Origin of the sequence: Shewanella algidipiscicola (assembly GCF_900380485.1) — a bacterium.
Taxonomy (GTDB): domain Bacteria; phylum Pseudomonadota; class Gammaproteobacteria; order Enterobacterales; family Shewanellaceae; genus Shewanella; species Shewanella algidipiscicola.
This window is the reverse complement of sequence record NZ_OXJV01000019.1, coordinates 191,122-207,911: the sequence shown is the minus strand read 5'-3', so window position 1 is coordinate 207,911 and position 16,790 is coordinate 191,122. Positions and strand designations below refer to the sequence as shown.

Annotated in this window: 9 protein-coding genes; 3 read left to right on the top strand and 6 right to left on the bottom strand. The window is 49.5% G+C overall.

The window, feature by feature from the left end; translation table 11 throughout:
• Nucleotides 1-102: 102 nt before the first annotated feature.
• Nucleotides 103-1,143, bottom strand: coding sequence for a DcaP family trimeric outer membrane transporter (locus tag DN599_RS16215; RefSeq protein ID WP_110458631.1), 1,041 nt, complete (start codon nucleotides 1,141-1,143; stop codon nucleotides 103-105).
• Nucleotides 1,144-1,496: 353 nt separating this feature from the next.
• Between DN599_RS16215 and DN599_RS16210 the strand changes: the two genes are divergently transcribed.
• Complete coding sequence (locus DN599_RS16210; RefSeq protein WP_110458630.1) at nucleotides 1,497-4,994, top strand: hybrid sensor histidine kinase/response regulator; 3,498 nt, start codon at nucleotides 1,497-1,499, stop codon at nucleotides 4,992-4,994.
• 181 nt (nucleotides 4,995-5,175) lie between these two features.
• On the opposite strand, the gene DN599_RS16205 is transcribed toward DN599_RS16210, so the two are convergent.
• Complete coding sequence (locus tag DN599_RS16205; RefSeq protein ID WP_110458687.1) at nucleotides 5,176-5,835, bottom strand: response regulator; 660 nt, start codon at nucleotides 5,833-5,835, stop codon at nucleotides 5,176-5,178.
• A gap of 450 nt (nucleotides 5,836-6,285) precedes the next feature.
• Here DN599_RS16205 and DN599_RS16200 point away from each other — a divergent pair, with 450 nt between their 5' ends.
• The gene (locus DN599_RS16200) at nucleotides 6,286-7,410 is read left to right on the top strand and encodes a patatin-like phospholipase family protein (protein WP_110458629.1); all 1,125 of its coding nucleotides are present in this window, start codon (nucleotides 6,286-6,288) and stop codon (nucleotides 7,408-7,410) included.
• On the opposite strand, the gene DN599_RS16195 is transcribed toward DN599_RS16200, so the two are convergent.
• Together DN599_RS16195 and DN599_RS16190 are read right to left on the bottom strand one after the other, a co-directional pair.
• A complete protein-coding gene (locus tag DN599_RS16195) occupies nucleotides 7,397-8,236 on the bottom strand; it encodes an SGNH/GDSL hydrolase family protein (RefSeq protein WP_110458628.1) in 840 nt (279 codons plus the stop codon). The two genes, DN599_RS16200 and DN599_RS16195, sit on opposite strands and share 14 nt — an antisense overlap.
• Nucleotides 8,237-8,305: 69 nt before the next feature.
• Nucleotides 8,306-10,255, bottom strand: coding sequence for a monovalent cation:proton antiporter family protein (locus DN599_RS16190; protein ID WP_110458627.1), 1,950 nt, complete (start codon nucleotides 10,253-10,255; stop codon nucleotides 8,306-8,308).
• A gap of 290 nt (nucleotides 10,256-10,545) precedes the next feature.
• On the opposite strand from DN599_RS16190, the gene dgcS reads away from it, so the two are divergent.
• Nucleotides 10,546-11,424: a diguanylate cyclase DgcS gene (gene dgcS, locus DN599_RS16185; protein ID WP_110458626.1), complete on the top strand. Its 879-nt coding sequence runs from the start codon at nucleotides 10,546-10,548 to the stop codon at nucleotides 11,422-11,424.
• A gap of 483 nt (nucleotides 11,425-11,907) precedes the next feature.
• Here dgcS and tilS read toward each other — a convergent pair whose 3' ends face one another.
• Both tilS and dnaE read right to left on the bottom strand, forming a co-directional pair.
• Nucleotides 11,908-13,278, bottom strand: coding sequence for a tRNA lysidine(34) synthetase TilS (gene tilS, locus DN599_RS16180; protein ID WP_110458625.1), 1,371 nt, complete (start codon nucleotides 13,276-13,278; stop codon nucleotides 11,908-11,910).
• A 1-nt stretch (nucleotide 13,279) separates the two neighbouring features.
• Nucleotides 13,280-16,753, bottom strand: a complete 3,474-nt coding sequence (gene dnaE, locus DN599_RS16175; RefSeq protein ID WP_110458624.1) for a DNA polymerase III subunit alpha — start codon at nucleotides 16,751-16,753, stop codon at nucleotides 13,280-13,282.
• Between the last annotated feature and the right edge of the window lie 37 nt (nucleotides 16,754-16,790).

The following is a 16,790-nucleotide window of genomic DNA, read 5'->3' as shown; positions in this document are numbered from 1 at the left end:
CTCAACCCGCTAGCTCACTTAACTTGTAGCGCTGTATTGTGGTGTCAAAACTGATGTTAAAAAAATGACGAGGGGCCATAGCCGCCTCGCCAAGTGGTGGGTCTAGAGGGCGTAGCGCATAGACAGTTGCACATAGTCTGAATCGACGTTTTGATCATCCATGGCAAAATTGCCCACCTCAACACCTATGGCTAACGCTGGCGTGAGATTTTGGAATAAGTTAACGCTCCATTGGCTGCGCTCAATGTTGCTCACATCGGTTTCAAGGTAGCCGTAAAGCACGGTGCTTCTGAGGGTGTCGGTCCAATAATGACGGTAGGCCGCTAAATACGAGGTGGTGCTTTCTACTTCTTCACCGACCAAATCTTGCACTGCGCCCACCCCGACATAACGCCCCACATCACCTAGGTGCACCTGAAAGCGAAAATCATCTCTGCCAAAGGTGTTAACCACGCCGGCGATAGAGCCACCAAAGGCGGTCTCACTGTTACCCGTTGTGGTATTAAGGTTGCGGCCTAGAGCCGAAAACGACACATTACCCCAGTCGCCTTTGACGTTATAACGGGCCACCACATCGGGCAGATCGTCATTAGCCGTATCGCCGCCCACGCTCTCTGGGTTTTCTATCGACACTTGGAAATCGCCCATCTCGTAACGCACTTGCCCTTGGCGAATAAACGCCAAGCCTATGGTGGCACCGGCAAAATCGGCCGTTTCAGGTATGGCACTGGTGTTCATAAAGGTGGTCCAGGTTTGCCCCGCCGTCAGCCCTTTGTAATTGATAAAGGCATGACGCAGGCGCGGATTGGCCGAATTAGACACCACCTCGTTACCGCCACCACCATAAAAATCCATCTCAATAAAGCCCATCACATCGCCATGGACATATTTGGTATTAAAGCGTGACTCATTGGCGAAAATCTTAAATTGATTCGCACTTTCTGCGAGCGGCTGACCCGAGCCTATCCAAAAGTCACGATAGGCAACGTCGCCAGACACATAGCGCGCATCGACTTTGAGATAACCACCAAATGACAACTTACCCTCGTCGCCGACCTCAAAGTCAAATGCGGCAGCGGCAGAACCCGCCACGAGGCAGAGTGAAGTAGCAAGCGTGATGTTTTTTATGGTTGAAGTGAGCATCTTTTTATCCCCTGTTTAGTCTGCCTCCAAGATGGAGAAATAACCTTGGGGGCTCAATTGGGAATAGGTATTAATGCACAGGGCTTAGATCCCATGGCTTACATCATGGGGATTAGACACTAAGCTGTAATCAGAAAGCGTTAATCAAGAGGGGGTAGACCATCAGTCGTAAGACAAAAGTCTGTGGCAGCGCACGCTGCCGTCAAAGGGTAACGAGAGCAGCCCGTTAAGACTTAAGTCGGTAGCCTATAAGTGATGCACAGAGGAGAAAATGTGATAAGTTAATTTGCATAACAATCACAGCAGTGGGCACCTTTGCCACAACACTGCGCCGCAATAGGTTTAGCGCTACCATGTTTCCTAACTGGCTCTTAGTGACCATCAGCATCAGCTATATCGGTTTGCTTTTTTTGATGGCATTTATCGGTGACAAATACCGCGATAAGCTGTTTAAACAGCAACATAAAATAATCTATTCACTGTCTCTTGGGGTGTACTGCACCTCGTGGGGCTTTCTGGGGACTGCAGGGCAAGCGGCTAACAACTCGTTTGCTTACTTACCTGTGTATATTGCGCCTATGTTACTGTTTATTTTCGCCTGGCCTTTTATTCAGCGGGTGATACGCGTCTGTTTACGGCTCAATATTACCTCGATTGCCGACCTACTCGCGTCCCGCTTTGGTAAATCACCGCTATTAGCAGTAGTGGTGACCTTAGTCGCCCTGTTCGGCACCTTGCCCTATATTGCCTTGCAGCAAAAAGCGATTGTTAACTCCTATGAAATTTTGCGCCAAGACCACCTCTTATCATCGTGGCAGTTGGGTCTGGTGGTGAGTTTAATCTTGGCCGGTTTTACCATTATCTTTGGCGTACGGGCCATCGATGTCACCGAGCGCCACCCCGGCATGATGCTGGCGATTGCCTTTGAATCCCTAGTCAAGCTTATCGCTTATCTCACCATAGGGATTTTTGTCTCCTTTTTTCTCTTTGATTCGCCCCTAGAGATATGGCGTCAGGCCAGCGCGATCTCCCCCATCACCACAGAGTTTGCCTACCCCAATATTATTTCGATGTTTGGCTTACTGTTTATCGTAATGTCGGCGTTTTTGTGTCTGCCGCGCCAGTTTCAGGTGTTGATTGTGGAGCTAAAAGAGCAAAAACACGCGCTATGGAGCCGCTGGACATTTCCGCTGTATGTGTTGGTCTTTGCTTTTTTTGCCACGCCGCTTGGGCAGGCGGGTAATATTCTCTATGGGGATTCGTTACAACGTGATGCTTATGTGCTGTTTTTACCCACGGTTAACGGCGATCTTTGGTTAGGCTTATTTAGCTTTCTTGGGGCAATTTCGGCGGCCAGCTCTATGGTGATCATCTCGACCATAGCCCTGAGTACCATGCTCAGCAACGAAGTGGTGTTTCCCACCCTATTTAAGATCAACAATATCCACAGCGATGACTTTCATAAATTTCGCTCACACCTGCTCAATATACGTAAAGCTCTGGTATTAGTGGTGATATTTATGAGCTATGGCATGTTCCTTATCGCGCCTCCCGATACCTTATCATCGCTAGGAGAGGTCGCCTTTGGCGCCATCGCGCAAATTGGCCCCGCACTCATTGCCGCTTTTTTATGGCGTCGTGTGACCCTGATTGGCGTGTTGGTGGGGATAAGTGCAGGCTTTAGCTTGTGGCTGACACTGAACTTACTGCCACAGCTTGGCTTGTATCCTCACCCCTTTGCTGGCAGCGACTACTCCATGACGACCATGGCGACCTTAGTGGGCTTGTTTGTCAATATCATGGCTATCTGGTTGGTATCCTCCTTTACCCGCCAAAGCGTGCATGAGCAGATGCAAATCGCCCACTTTATTGAGCGACCCGAGCTGGATAAATTACAGCAAGAGGTGCCCAAAAACGTCAATCCGACCGAGCTTGAACTCTTAGTGGCTCGCTTTGTGGGTAAAGATAAGGCCGCCCAAGGCTTTTACCATTTTTTTGCATGTCAGCCCCAACCCATTGTCGATAAAAATGCCCATAACCAGGCGCTGATTTTCTATACCGAGAACATGCTTGCCAGCGTAATGGGCTCAGCCTCCGCGCGCTTGGTGCTCTCTTATGCCCTCAATGGCCGCGATATTGCCATTGAAGATGTGGCCCAATTGGTAGAAGTCGCCTCCAGCCATCGTATGGAATTTAGCCGTTCGGTGCTCCATAGCGCGATTGAAAACGCCAGTGAAGGGATTTCGGTGATCGACAGGGATCTCAAATTAGTGGCCTGGAACCAACACTATTTGAATCTGTTTAACTATCCGGACGACCTGATCTACATAGGTTGCCCGGTGAGCCAACTTATCGAATATAACCTCAGCGTGGGTAAACGTTATATTGCCAATCTCGATGAGCAAGTAGAGCGGCGGCTGAACTTTTTACGTCAAGGCAGTCATCACAGCACAGAGCGCGTGCAGCCCGATGGCAAAACCATTCGCATTCAGGGCAACCCGATCCCCGATGGCGGTTTTGTGATGATTTTTTCCGATATCACTATCTATCGCGAAGCGGAAAAACTGCTCAAAGAGAAAAACCTCGACCTAGAAGCCCGAGTCTCTGAGCGCACCAAAAAGATGGAGCAGGCCAACGCCCAGCTGGCTCAGTCCAACGCCGAGCTGGCTCAGGCGCTGCAAAAAGTGGAGCAGGCTCATCAGAAAAAAAGCCAATACCTCAAGGCGTGCAGCCATGATCTCCTACAACCCCTGTCGGCGGCCAGATTATTTTCCTCGGCCTTTGTGCAAAATGGCCAGCTCAGTGCCAAACAAAAACAGCAAATAGGTTATATCGATAATGCCCTGCAGGTGGCTAACGAACTGCTACTGGATCTTAATGAGGTATCCCGTATTGAAAGTGGCACTATAGTGCCTGAAATTACCGACTTCGCCCTGCAAGAGGTGCTGGACTCGCTCAAAGAGGAGTTTAGCGCCATGGCGGCGGCCTCTAAGGTCAAGTTCAAGTTGATTAACACCTCGGTGTGGGTTTGCAGTGATAAGGTGTTACTCAGACGCATATTACAAAACCTGGTTAGCAACGCGTTTCGGTATGCGGGTAATGGCAAAATAGTACTGGGGTGTCGTAGGCAATCAACAGGCGTCTTAGTGCAAGTGGTCGACGATGGCCCTGGGATCCCGGCCGACAAACAGGCAATGATTTTTGAGCAGTTTACCCGCTTGCAGCATTCGGGGCATGATGGCGTTAACGGCTTAGGCTTAGGCTTAAACATTGCTCAAGGATTAGCGGGATTACTGCAACATCAGCTAACCTTATCGTCCGAGGTTGGCAGCGGCAGCATCTTCAGTTTGGCGGTGCAAACGGTCTGCGCACAGCCCAACACCACAATGGCCACTCAGGCAGACATTTTGACCCTCAATGGGGTGCATGTCTTAGTGGTCGATAACGACCCTAATGTGCTCAATGGCATGACAGAGTTGCTGGCAGGCTGGCGCTGCCAAGTCTACGGGGCATCGACGCCTGAGCAAGCCAAAGCCCTGTTTAAACAATATGTTGCCAATATCGATATCGTGTTGATGGACTATCAACTCGATGATAACCAAAATGGTTTGGATTTAATGAGTCAGCTACAAGCCCTATCGCCCCATCCTGTGCCAGCGGTGCTGATCACTGCCACCATAGATGAAAGCGTGGTATTACAAGCTAAATCCCTAGGTTATGGCTATTTACGCAAAATTATTAAACCCATCGCACTGCGCGCGGTGATGAGCGCCACATTGGCGAGCAGCCTGCACAATAACTACTCGGCGCCGACATCGACTAATTATGTCACCAGCGAACGAGAGCCTTAAGGTCTCGAAGCAAGAGACCTAAGGCAAGGGCCTTTAGCCAAGGAGCTTCAGCAAGAGGCTCTAGCCTAAGACAAAGCTAGGACTAGCGGATGGTCGGGTTGCTGGGCAGTGACTGTCTGACTGAGCAACGCTCCACTTTCGCATGTTTGCGTAGTTGCTTGTTTAGTTGCTCCCATGGTCGTTAGGCCTGCTCAGGTTGCGGCGTCTGATCCAGATATAACTGACTCATGGCAATCACCGCTTGAGTGCGGGTATGGACGCCTAATTTAAGGAAAATCGCACTGGCATGGGCCTTGATGGTCGCTTCAGATAAACCCAGCTCGTAAGCGATTTGCTTATTGAGTAGGCCATCGGCAAACATCATTAAAATGCGGTGTTGCCGCGGTGATAAACTGGCAATTTTACTGCTCATACTGTCTAAGGTAACCGAGGCTAAATCGCCGCAGCCATGAGGGATCCATTGCTGACCCGCTAGCACAGCCTTGATGGCTTTGACCATCTCATCGACCGCCGTTGACTTAGGGATAAAGCCCGCTGCACCAAAGGAGATGCTCTTGCCCACGGTTACCTTATCTTCTTGGCCTGAGATCACCAGAACGCCAATTTGCGGGTAACTATTACGGATATTGACTAAGGTATTAAAACCATGCGCGTTAGGAATATTAAGATCCAATAACAGCAGGTCGGCATCATCATGGGCCATTAACAGCGCTTCGAGCTGACCCACGCTTTCGGCTTCTAACAAGGTTACGCCGTCAAAGTGACTGGTTAAGATATTGATTAATGCTTGTCTAAACAGTGGATGGTCATCAGCTATTATTATTTTTAGTGGCTGTAACATGGTTAATCCCTCAAATGTACATTTTTCCAGTCTACCCCAACTTCCGATATTATCAAATCTGCCCAGTTGGCAACAAAGCAGACACCACTTTACATTTAACATATCAATTACAAAGAGATAGGCAGATACCTCTCCTTGGTACACATTTTTGACCCTAGGTAAATATAGACTTATTAACTAGACGATATTCGCCGCTTTTTATGTTAGAGCCACCACTTACCCAGCACACCACACGTTGGGGGGATCACTGACCCGACATGACGGCACGGCAACCGCTTGCCGCCATAAAAAGGGGTCGCTAGACTTGAACATCCACAGCCTCTCACATATTCTTGACTGATAACAAAGTGATTACCTAGTGCATGTTTTATCAACACGCTTGCCAGAGATAATTTAAAAATAATATTTGTTTTTAATAAGATAGTAGCTTAGCGATATTAAGGGGCAAACTTGCCAGACACAACAGCGTTAGTCTTGGGCGGTGGGGGCGCGAGGGCCGCTTATCAGATAGGTGTGCTCAAGGCGATAGTGCAATTTTATCCTCGCAACCATGGCATCCCTTTTAAGATCATTTGTGGTACCTCGGCCGGTGCGATCAACGGCACCTCTATTGCGACTCACGCTTCCTGTTTTCATCTTGGCGTGCGTAAACTCGAGTGGATTTGGCGTCATTTTAATACCCATATGATTTACCGGGCGTCATTTACCGGCGTGTTTTCGCATCTGGCTAAAATGGCGTTAATGGGTTTACAAGATGAACGCATCAACCCTGAACCTGGCAGCCTATTTGATAATGAACCGCTGCGTGGCCTACTCAATGAAGTGATTAATTTTGCTCGTATTGACAGAAATATTGCCAATGGCGCCCTGCACGCCCTAAGTATTGACACCTCTTGTTATAACTCGTCGCGTTCGGTGACCTTCTTTCAAGCCAGCCGCCAAATTGAGGAGTGGAATCGAGCCCGCCGCGGCGGTCGACGCACACATTTAAATACTGAGCATCTACTGGCGAGTGCAGCGATCCCTTTAGTGTTTCCCTCGATAAAGCTTAATCGAGGTTACTATGGTGATGGCTCAGTGCATCAACTCGCGCCACTGAGTAGCGCCATTCATTTGGGGGCGAAAAAAATCATGGTGATTAATTTAGAGAGCCCACATAAACAAGCCCACCAAGAGATGGAATATCACCCTAAAACCGCAACGATTGCGGGTCATCTATTAGACACCATCTTCTCCGATACCCTCAACAGTGACTTAGAGCGATTGCAGCGTATTAACAGTACCTTAAGTTTGATCCCAGAAGCGGCGCGCCAACAAGCTTCACTCAAACCTATCGATACTTTAGTGATTAAGCCTAGCGAAGACTTAAGCCAAATTGCCGCGCAGTACTATCATAAAATGCCACTGGCGGTGCGCACCTTACTGCGCCTTATCGGCATTAATCAGCAATCGGATTCCAGTATTGTCTCTTACCTGCTGTTTGAGCAGCCCTATTGCAGTGCCTTAATCAATTTGGGCTATCAAGATGCCATGTGTCAGGTTGATGAGATTAAGGCATTTTTTAATCTCGATTAATACCTCGCCGCGCAAGCATCTGCTGCGCTGCGACCTCAGCCCACAGGCGATAACTCGACTCACTCGGATGAAATCCATCAAGGGCCAGTGAATCGGCACTTAAAGGCAATTGCAGCGACAGCAACTGACAGCCAGTTTGGGCGTCGATCACTTGCTGCAATCGCCGATTAAACTCATCGCTTCGTTGCCCAACAAACCAGCGTAAGGGCTGTGGAAAGGCCAAGAACGCCCCCAAGGGCGGTACTGGGGTGAGCAGCAGCTGTGCCTTGGGCGAGTGTTGTCTAAGTTGACTAAGTAAACGCTCGGTGGCGCTAAGCCATCTCGTCACACTTAACGGGCTGAGTACATCATTCACTCCAAGAGACAATAACACCACATCATATTGTCCTTGGCGTAAACAGGCTTGCCAAGACTCACCGCTCAGATGGGTTAAAGTGTTATTTGTGGTTAAGCCGCTGCGAGCAAGCAAGGTCCAGCGCACACGATAATGCTCGCTCAGCCGCGCAGTTAAATACCCGCTAAGCGCCTGTTGCTGTGAGCCCACGCCAACCCCCGCCGCCGCAGAATCGCCTAAGATGAGCAAGTTTATGGTTGTTACCCCCGAAGGGGCTAAGTCACTTGGGCTTGTGCACACAGATGTCGGCATGCTTAAATCGGCTAAATTTGCCCCCTCTATGCTTGCCTCTTGATCTCCTTTATCGATAAGTCCTTCGCGCGGCCCCTTAGCTTCAGGTAGCCTTGGCATAATGCGTTTTAGCCACAAGGCTTGCACCATTAACATTGGCGCCAGCACAGGCAATAAGAGTTTGGCTAAAGCTTGTTGCATTGTATTGTCCTTTTTCCATGCCCCAGATAAGGTTGAGGGTGCTTGGGTCAACTGATAAGGTGCGGTCTATTAGCCTTGCAGTAGAAAATGCTCCGCCTTCTCAATGCGTCTTGGTTTTCCAAGCAAAATTAAGATATCGCCGGGCCTAATAAGCCAGGTTAGATCTGGGCTTTCTACCTCGGCGCCCGCTCGCCTTACTGCGCGCAACTCTACCCGCAGCGTCTGCCAAGGAATATCGGCTAAGGTCTGTCCCACCACCTGAGCCCCTTTGGGCAGCGCTACCGCATGCAGTAGCTCCAAGGTGAAGTCGGTCTCCTCTCCTGAAAAAAAACCGTGCAGATATTGATAATGGTTACGGCGCTCATATTCGAGCCGTTTAAATATGCGCGTCAGTGGCACACCACACTGATACAGCACCTGCGACACCAACATTAAACTGCCCTCGAGCGATTCGGGGATCACTTGGCTGGCACCGGCTTGCTCGAGCTCTTCCATGCCTTCATCATCGCGCGTTCTGACTAAAATGTTGGCATCGGGTGCCAACTGGCGGCACAAAGGCAATACCTCATCTAACACCTGCGCATTACTAAAAGCCACAACGATTAACTTAGCTTGGCGAATTTGCGCTTGTTTTAAAATCGCTCGTTTAGCCACATCGCCAAAATACACAGGCTCCCCAGCGCGGCGAGCCTCTGTGACCCGCGTGGGGTCAAGATCGAGCACCAAATAGGGGATCGCTTCAATTTTCATAAAGCGGGCAATGGTTTGCCCCACCCTGCCGTAGCCTAAAATCAACACGAGATCTTTATTATGCTCCATGGGCGGTATGCCCTGTATCTCAATGTCACTCTTAGGTCTACCGCCCTGTAAGCGCCGCGCAATATCGACGCTGTGTTTAACCAACCATGGCGCGACGGCCATCGACAGCACTGCCACCATCACCAGCTTAGTGCTCACCGTGATCTCCAATAACTGGTAATTGACCGCTAGGGCGAGCACCACAAAACTGAACTCGCCCACTTGAGCTAAACTGATCGCGCTGGCCACCGATGTGCGAAACGACTCCTTAGCAGCGCGAAGTAAGCCATAAACAATTAATGCCTTAGCAATGATGACCGCCACCACCAGCAGTAGCACTTGCCACCACAAAACAACCACCAGACTAAAATCGAGCAGCATACCAATTGAGATAAAAAACAGCCCCATCAATAAGTCTCGAAAGGGACGAATATCGGCCTCGAGCTGACGTTTGTACTGACTTTCGCCAAGTAACATCCCCGCCATAAACGCGCCTAAGGCCATGGATAACCCCAGCCATTGAGTCACAGCGCCGGTCACTAACGCCACCACTAGGGTCGATAATACAAACAGCTCATTGGATCGTGAGCGCGCGACCTCATCAAACAACTTAGGCAGTGCCCACTTACCAAAGGCCATTAGGGCGATGAAGGCAAATACTCCTTCTAACATGGCAAGGCCTATGGCTTGCCATGTTAACGGCTCTCCGTCTGAGGCCAATAACGGCATTAAAATCAATAGAGGGACAACGGCAAGATCTTGAAACAACAACACACTGACCGACAGTTCGCCGTGGCGACGACGCAACCAGCCTTGCTCGTTGAGCAGTTTGAGTACTATGGCGGTGGAAGATAAGGCGATGGCAGCGCCGACAATAATCGACTCATTGACGCTCAGCCCCAGCATCAAACTCATACACATACCAAGTAAAACGGTTACGAGCACCTGTGCACTGCCAAGGCCAAATACGGTGCGACGCATCGCCCATAGGCGTGGTAAAGAAAACTCTAATCCTAAAGAGAACATCAGCAGCACTACGCCAAGCTCGGCCACAGAATGAATTTGCTGTTGGCTAAACCAATTAAATACCGATGGCCCACTAAGGGTTCCTGTCACTAAGTAGGCCAAAATAGCTGGCAAGCCCAAACGGCGAAACAGGGCGATAGTGGCAATCGCGATCATGAGCATCAATAAAATTTTAATCAGAAAGCTATGTTCCATTGGGGCTCCAAATCAGCTAATCCTTCCTGCCCACATGACAACGCAATGACGCGATCCGTCCGATAAAATATCGAACATTGATGAGGCCTGACACGAGATATTGACACTCGCACATCTTACCTTGTCAGGGTTTTTTGAGCTTGTCAAAAACCTGACGCCCAATAATTTACATTTAACCAACAAAGGTAACTGGATGACAAATATAGATAAATTATTAGTTAAAGCTTTAGGCACGATAATTGCTTACTTTAAAGCATATCTCTAGTCCCATTATTTTGTGGAGTTAATACATGGACTTTGCCTTAACTAGCGAGTTCTCACCCAGTGAATATCGTTACCAGCCGGCCTATCGGCATACTGGTACGAATTTGCCTAATATGGTGACCATAATGCAACAGCTTCATCTGCATTTATCACCAGAAAAGGTGTTTAGTTGTTACGGCGCGATCGTCGGCCAATATTTGCCTATCAACGGCATAAAACTGCACTTTAAAGAGTATCAGCTAAGCTGGGGCTGTGAGCAAGGTTTGCACATAAAGCAACACCTGCCCATTGAAGAGAGCTGTGCTGTTATTGAATATCGTCTCAATGCGCCGATGCTAAATTCGCAAACTGAATTACTGTATCAGCTACAGGCATTATTAGTGCGTCCGCTTTATAATGCGGCGCAATATGAGCAGATGGCTAAACAGGCGATGTATGATGCATTAACTCAACTAGGTAATCGTCGTTATTACATGGAAAGCCTAAAGCAATCCCTAGCCAGAGCCACTCGCCAGAGCGAGCCATTATCATTGATCGTATTAGATTTAGATCATTTTAAGATGCTTAACGACAGGTACGGCCATCACATTGGTGATGAGACGCTCATTACATTCGGGCAAACCATCAACCAGGCGATCCGTGATAGCGATCAGGCCTTTCGTATCGGCGGCGATGAATTTACCATATTAGTGCAAGGCAACGCACAAGCGGCGAGCCTGATTTGTCAGCGCATATTGACTATGATGCAGCATAATAATCAACTGCATCATCGACAAATTTACACTAGTTTAGGGGTGGCCGAGTGGCAATCACTGGATAATGCAGAAAGCCTGTACCTACGTGCAGACAAAGCCCTATATGATGCCAAAGTCGCTGGCCGTCGCTGTTATAGGATTGCAGCTTAAGATGAGATATCTGGCATAAAAACAAGTATCTCATCTTGCAGCCCTAGCCCAGTGCCCAGATAGGCCTCACCTTATGTCTGGCTTTTTCATCGACTCATTAAAACTGATATAGCGCCGCTTTAACTATTGATTTTCAATATTTTTAAACTTTTACATCCATGAAATTATTTACTTTAAGAGCACACTGCCCAATTTGCCGAGGCATCATCCTCAGGCAACCAGTCTCATTACATGAATACGCCGCCGCTTTTTAACACAGACTTTAATCGCCCAAATATCTTCTCATCGACTAAAAATCCACACACCTATGTTGTTAAAGTTAAGTCAAACTTATTGGTAAGATGAAAATGGTCATCGTTAAGCTCTTGAGCCAAGAAGCCAGCAATACTTACAACATTGCTTAGTGTTGACTCCGCCAACAGATTTCACTGAGCTACGCCCAATGAACACCTAAGATTTTATTCTATATGATGAAACTCGGTTTCAGGCTTGCAACTCAAAAACCAGACCTACGTCATCGGCCAACGCAATAAATCGCTTTTCTACCCAGTAGCCCACCGCGGCAACCAGATGGTCATCGAAATAGATAAGCGGCACTTGATCGCGCATCCACGGCGGTACGGCTAACTCCTGCCACAGTTTTTTTAATTCGCGCCCCTTGTCTCGAAAATGGGGATGACACCGCAGCGATCCTGGCGCACCAAAGCGCACGCTGACCTGCTCATCTGCCATAGGAAGGCGCAGACGAGCGCCGTGACAACAGCGCTTAGCCTGCAATGAGGCAGTGTCCGTTATTGGCCAATGTTGTGATAGGGCATCGCTAAGGCGAATGTTAATTGGCGCTAACTTTGCGTGAGGTTGATACCTATCAATATAGAGCTGATGACGAAAGCGGCGTAACACCATAGCGTTAAGCCTGATTTCGACCTTAGCATCTTCTTTAGCGTCAATAAGTTGCACCAGAACCTGTTTAAGCTGCGCTGCTGATGGCATGGCAAACCCGAGAGAGTCGATAAACCCCCTTAATAACTGTGCGCGCCACGGCGCTGATTGCTGGGCTAACAAACGTAAATCTAATACAGGGCTGCTTGCGTTAGCAGTCTCTTGCAACATGGCGGGTAAGCGAGAGGCTACCTCGTCATCAATCAAGGCTTGCTGCTCGGCGCACAGCTGCGCGCTGCGAGCACTGGTGACGGCAATGGCTGGCCAGCGCGCACGCAAAGCGGGGATCACCTCAAGGCGCAGGAAGTTTCTGTCAAAACGATTATCTAAATTACTCTCATCTTCGATATGTTCAATGGTGTGAGTGACCGCAAATTGCTCGACCTGTTGCCGGCTAATATCGAGCAAGGGGCGTAACAACCACTTATCTTGATGAAACGCTTGTATTTCGCCCATGGCGGCCAGTCCCTTGGGGCCTAAGCCGCGCTTTAACGCCAATAATAAGGTCTCTAGCTGATCGTCTTGATGATGCGCCGTCAATAGCAGATCGCCTGCAGTTAACTCTTGGGCTAAGGCGTGGTATCTGGCGTCGCGCGCCGCGGCCTCTAGGCTTACCCTAGGCCCAGTGTTCACCGCAACTTGCTTAACTTTAATGGGTAAACCGTATACTAAGGCGCGCCGTTGGCAATGGGTTGCCCAGCGCCCGGCATTGCCACTTAACCCATGATGCACATGCACCAACAGATAACGATACTCGGGATGCCGATTGGCAAACTGAGCCAAACCATGAGCCAAGACTTCAGAATCGACGCCGCCACTGTAGGCCAGCACCAGTTGAGTACCGGGCGGTGGCGTTAACTGCGCGATTAATGCCGCAATTTGCTCTGCGGGCTGCCAAGTGGTGGCGCTCATATTAAAATAAGATCCTGACTTTATCTGAGCCCGTTAGGGTCTCCAGTGACAGCATCAGCTCATCGGTTGGATTAACCCGCCATTCATCACCCAGCTTAAATTGCGCCTTGGCTTGCGGCTGCGCATAATTAATCACCACGGGCACCGCGCCCGCTTTCCACGGCATTAATGCCTGATGAAACCGGTTGAGCCAGTCACTGTCGACTTCGCTGGCATCGACATCCACCTCTACCGCCTGCGCAAAATGGCTACGCGCCTCACCCATATCGATAATGTTACGTGCCGTCATGCGGTTGCCGCCTGAAAAGTCATCAAAACTGACTTCGCCTTCGACAATTAAGATGCGATCTTTTTCGAGCAGGTGGGCATATTTCTCAAAGGCTTCGGTAAATAGCATCACCTCTAGGCGCGCACTCTTATCGTCTAAGGTGACTAAGCCCATCTTAGAGCCGCGTTTGGTCATCATCACTCGGGTGGCGACCACCAAGCCAGCGGCCTTAGTGGTTTTACCGCGCTCGGTCGGATGCACATCTTTTAAGCGCCCCGAAGTGTAGTGTTTCAACTCTTTAAGATATTGATTAATCGGATGACCTGTAAGGTACAAGCCCAAGGTATCACGCTCCCCTTCGAGCCAGACTTTATCGGGCCATGGGGTGCATTCGACAAATTGCTGTTTGCTGTCTTCGGGCTCGCTATTGAGTAAACCAAACATATCGTGCTGGCCAATCGCTTCGGCTTTCGCATGTTGGTCGGCGGCGCGAATGGCCTCTGGCAAGGTGGCCATCATTGATGCCCGATGTGGCCCTAAAGTGTCGAGGGCGCCAGCACAGATAAGTTTTTCGATAACCCGTTTATTGAGCTTTTTCAGATCAATACGGGCACAAAAATCGAATAAATCGATGAAGGGGCCATCTTCACGCGCCTTGAGGATCGAGTCGACCGGGCCTTCGCCCACCCCTTTAATGGCACCAATGCCGTAGACGATGTTTATATCGTCATCCACGGTAAAACGAAACAGCCCTTTATTCACATCCGGTGGCAACAGTGGCAAGCCCATGCGCTCACACTCATCAACTAGGGTGACGATCTTGTCGGTGTTATCCATATCGGCCGACATCACCGCCGCCATAAATTGCGATGGGAAATGGGTCTTAAGCCACAAGGTTTGGTACGACACCAAGGCATAAGCGGCCGAGTGGGATTTGTTAAAACCGTAACCGGCAAACTTTTCCACCAAGTCGAAAATCTTCATCGATAGCTCGCCATCGATGCCGTTATTGACTGCGCCCTCTTTAAAGATACTGCGCTGCTTAGCCATCTCCTCGGGTTTTTTCTTACCCATAGCACGACGCAACATATCCGCGCCGCCCAAGGTATAACCAGACAAGACTTGGGCAATCTGCATCACCTGCTCTTGATACAAAATAATGCCGTAAGTGGGCTCAAGCAGGGTTTTTAAAGACTCATGCTGATATTGAGAGTCGGGATAGGAGACCTCTTCTCGACCGTGCTTACGCTCAATAAAGTTATCTACCATGCCTGACTGTAGCGGTCCGGGACGAAACAGCGCCACCAAGGCGATCATATCTTCAAAGCAATCGGGTTGCAGACGCTTAATCAAGTCTTTCATACCGCGAGATTCCAGCTGGAATACCGCCGTGGTTTCATAACGCTGCAACAGCCTAAATGAGGCCGGATCGTCTAGCGGTATCGCTTCGATTCTAATGGGCTCTTTGCCGGCTTTTTCTAGGCGCGGATTGATCATCTGCAGCGCCCAGTCGATGATGGTTAAGGTTCGCAGCCCCAAGAAGTCGAACTTAACTAATCCAGCGGTTTCGACATCATTTTTATCAAATTGGGTAACCGGATTTTGCCCTTCGGAGTCGCAGTACAGTGGCGCGAAGTCGGTGATCACCGTTGGCGCGATCACCACGCCACCGGCGTGCTTACCCGCGTTACGCGTCACCCCTTCTAAGATGCGGCACATGTCGATGAGATCTTTAACCTCTTCATCGGCGTTATAAGCTTCAGGAAGCGCAGGTTCCGCCTCAAAGGCTTTAGCCAGCGTCATTCCAGGCTCGGCAGGGATCATCTTTGAAATACGGTCGACAAAACCATAAGGGTGACCCAGAACGCGGCCCACATCGCGCACCACGGCTTTGGCAGCCATGGTACCAAAAGTGATGATTTGCGATACCGCATCTCGGCCATACAGCTCGGCCACGTGATCGATCACCTCATCGCGGCGGTCCATACAAAAGTCGACGTCGAAATCGGGCATCGATACCCGTTCTGGGTTCAAGAAACGTTCGAACAGCAGGTCAAATTCTAATGGGTCAAGGTCGGTGATCTTCAGCGCATACGCCACCAAAGAGCCGGCTCCCGAACCACGCCCCGGGCCAATCGGAATACCGTTGTCTTTACCCCACTGAATAAACTCCATCACAATAAGGAAGTAGCCGGGGAACCCCATGTTGTTAATCACGGTCAGCTCAACATCGAGACGCTCATCATATTCGGGGCGGCGCTCGGCTCGAACCTTAGGGTCGGGAAACAAAAATTCGAGACGCTCTTCAAGCCCTTTTTTAGACACGTCAACGAGAAAATCTTCGATGGACAGATCGCCGGTGGGGAAATTAGGCAAAAAGTATTCGCCAAGGCGCACAGTGACATTACAGCGCTTGGCGATCTCTACCGAGTTTGCTAACGCTTCAGGAATATCGGCAAACAACTCACACATCTCATCTTGTGAGCGAAAATACTGCTCTTTGCTGTAGGTTTTAGGGCGGCGCGGATCGGCGAGTGTATAACCATCAGAAATCGCCACACGGATCTCATGGGCCTCAAACTGCTCGGGTTGAATAAATACCACTTGGTTGGTCGCGACCACGGGCAAGTCTTTTTCAGCCGCCAGTTCGACCGCCATGTGCAAATAGCGCTCTTCGTCGGGGCGACCCGTTCGGATAAGCTCCAGATAATAGCGCTCAGGAAAATGGGTCTGATAAAATGCCACCAAGGAGTCTACTTGGCCTTTATTGCCTTTAAGCAACGCCTTACCGACATCGCCATCTTTGGCCCCCGAAAGTAAGATTAACCCTTCGCTGTATTTAATCAGCCACTCTTGATCGATCACGGCGCGGTCACGTACATGGCCACGTAGATAGGCATCGCTTATCAATAAGGTGAGGTTTTTATAACCTTGATTGTTGATGGCCAATACCGTAATCGAACAAAACTCGTCATCAAAGCCCGGCACCAACATCGAAAAGTCAGTGCCAATAATTGGCTTAATCCCCGCCCCATGGCAGCCGCTGTAAAACTTGACCAAACCACATAAATTGGTTTTATCGGTCAAGGCAAGCGCCGCCATTTCAAGCTCAGTCGCCTTAGCAAGAATGGGCTTCACTTTCGAGAGGCCGTCGGACATGGAAAAATCACTGTGAACGCGCAGATGCACGAAACGAGGTTCTGACATAGTTGATAGTATCTTTTTAGTTGGGCGGCAAGCGCCC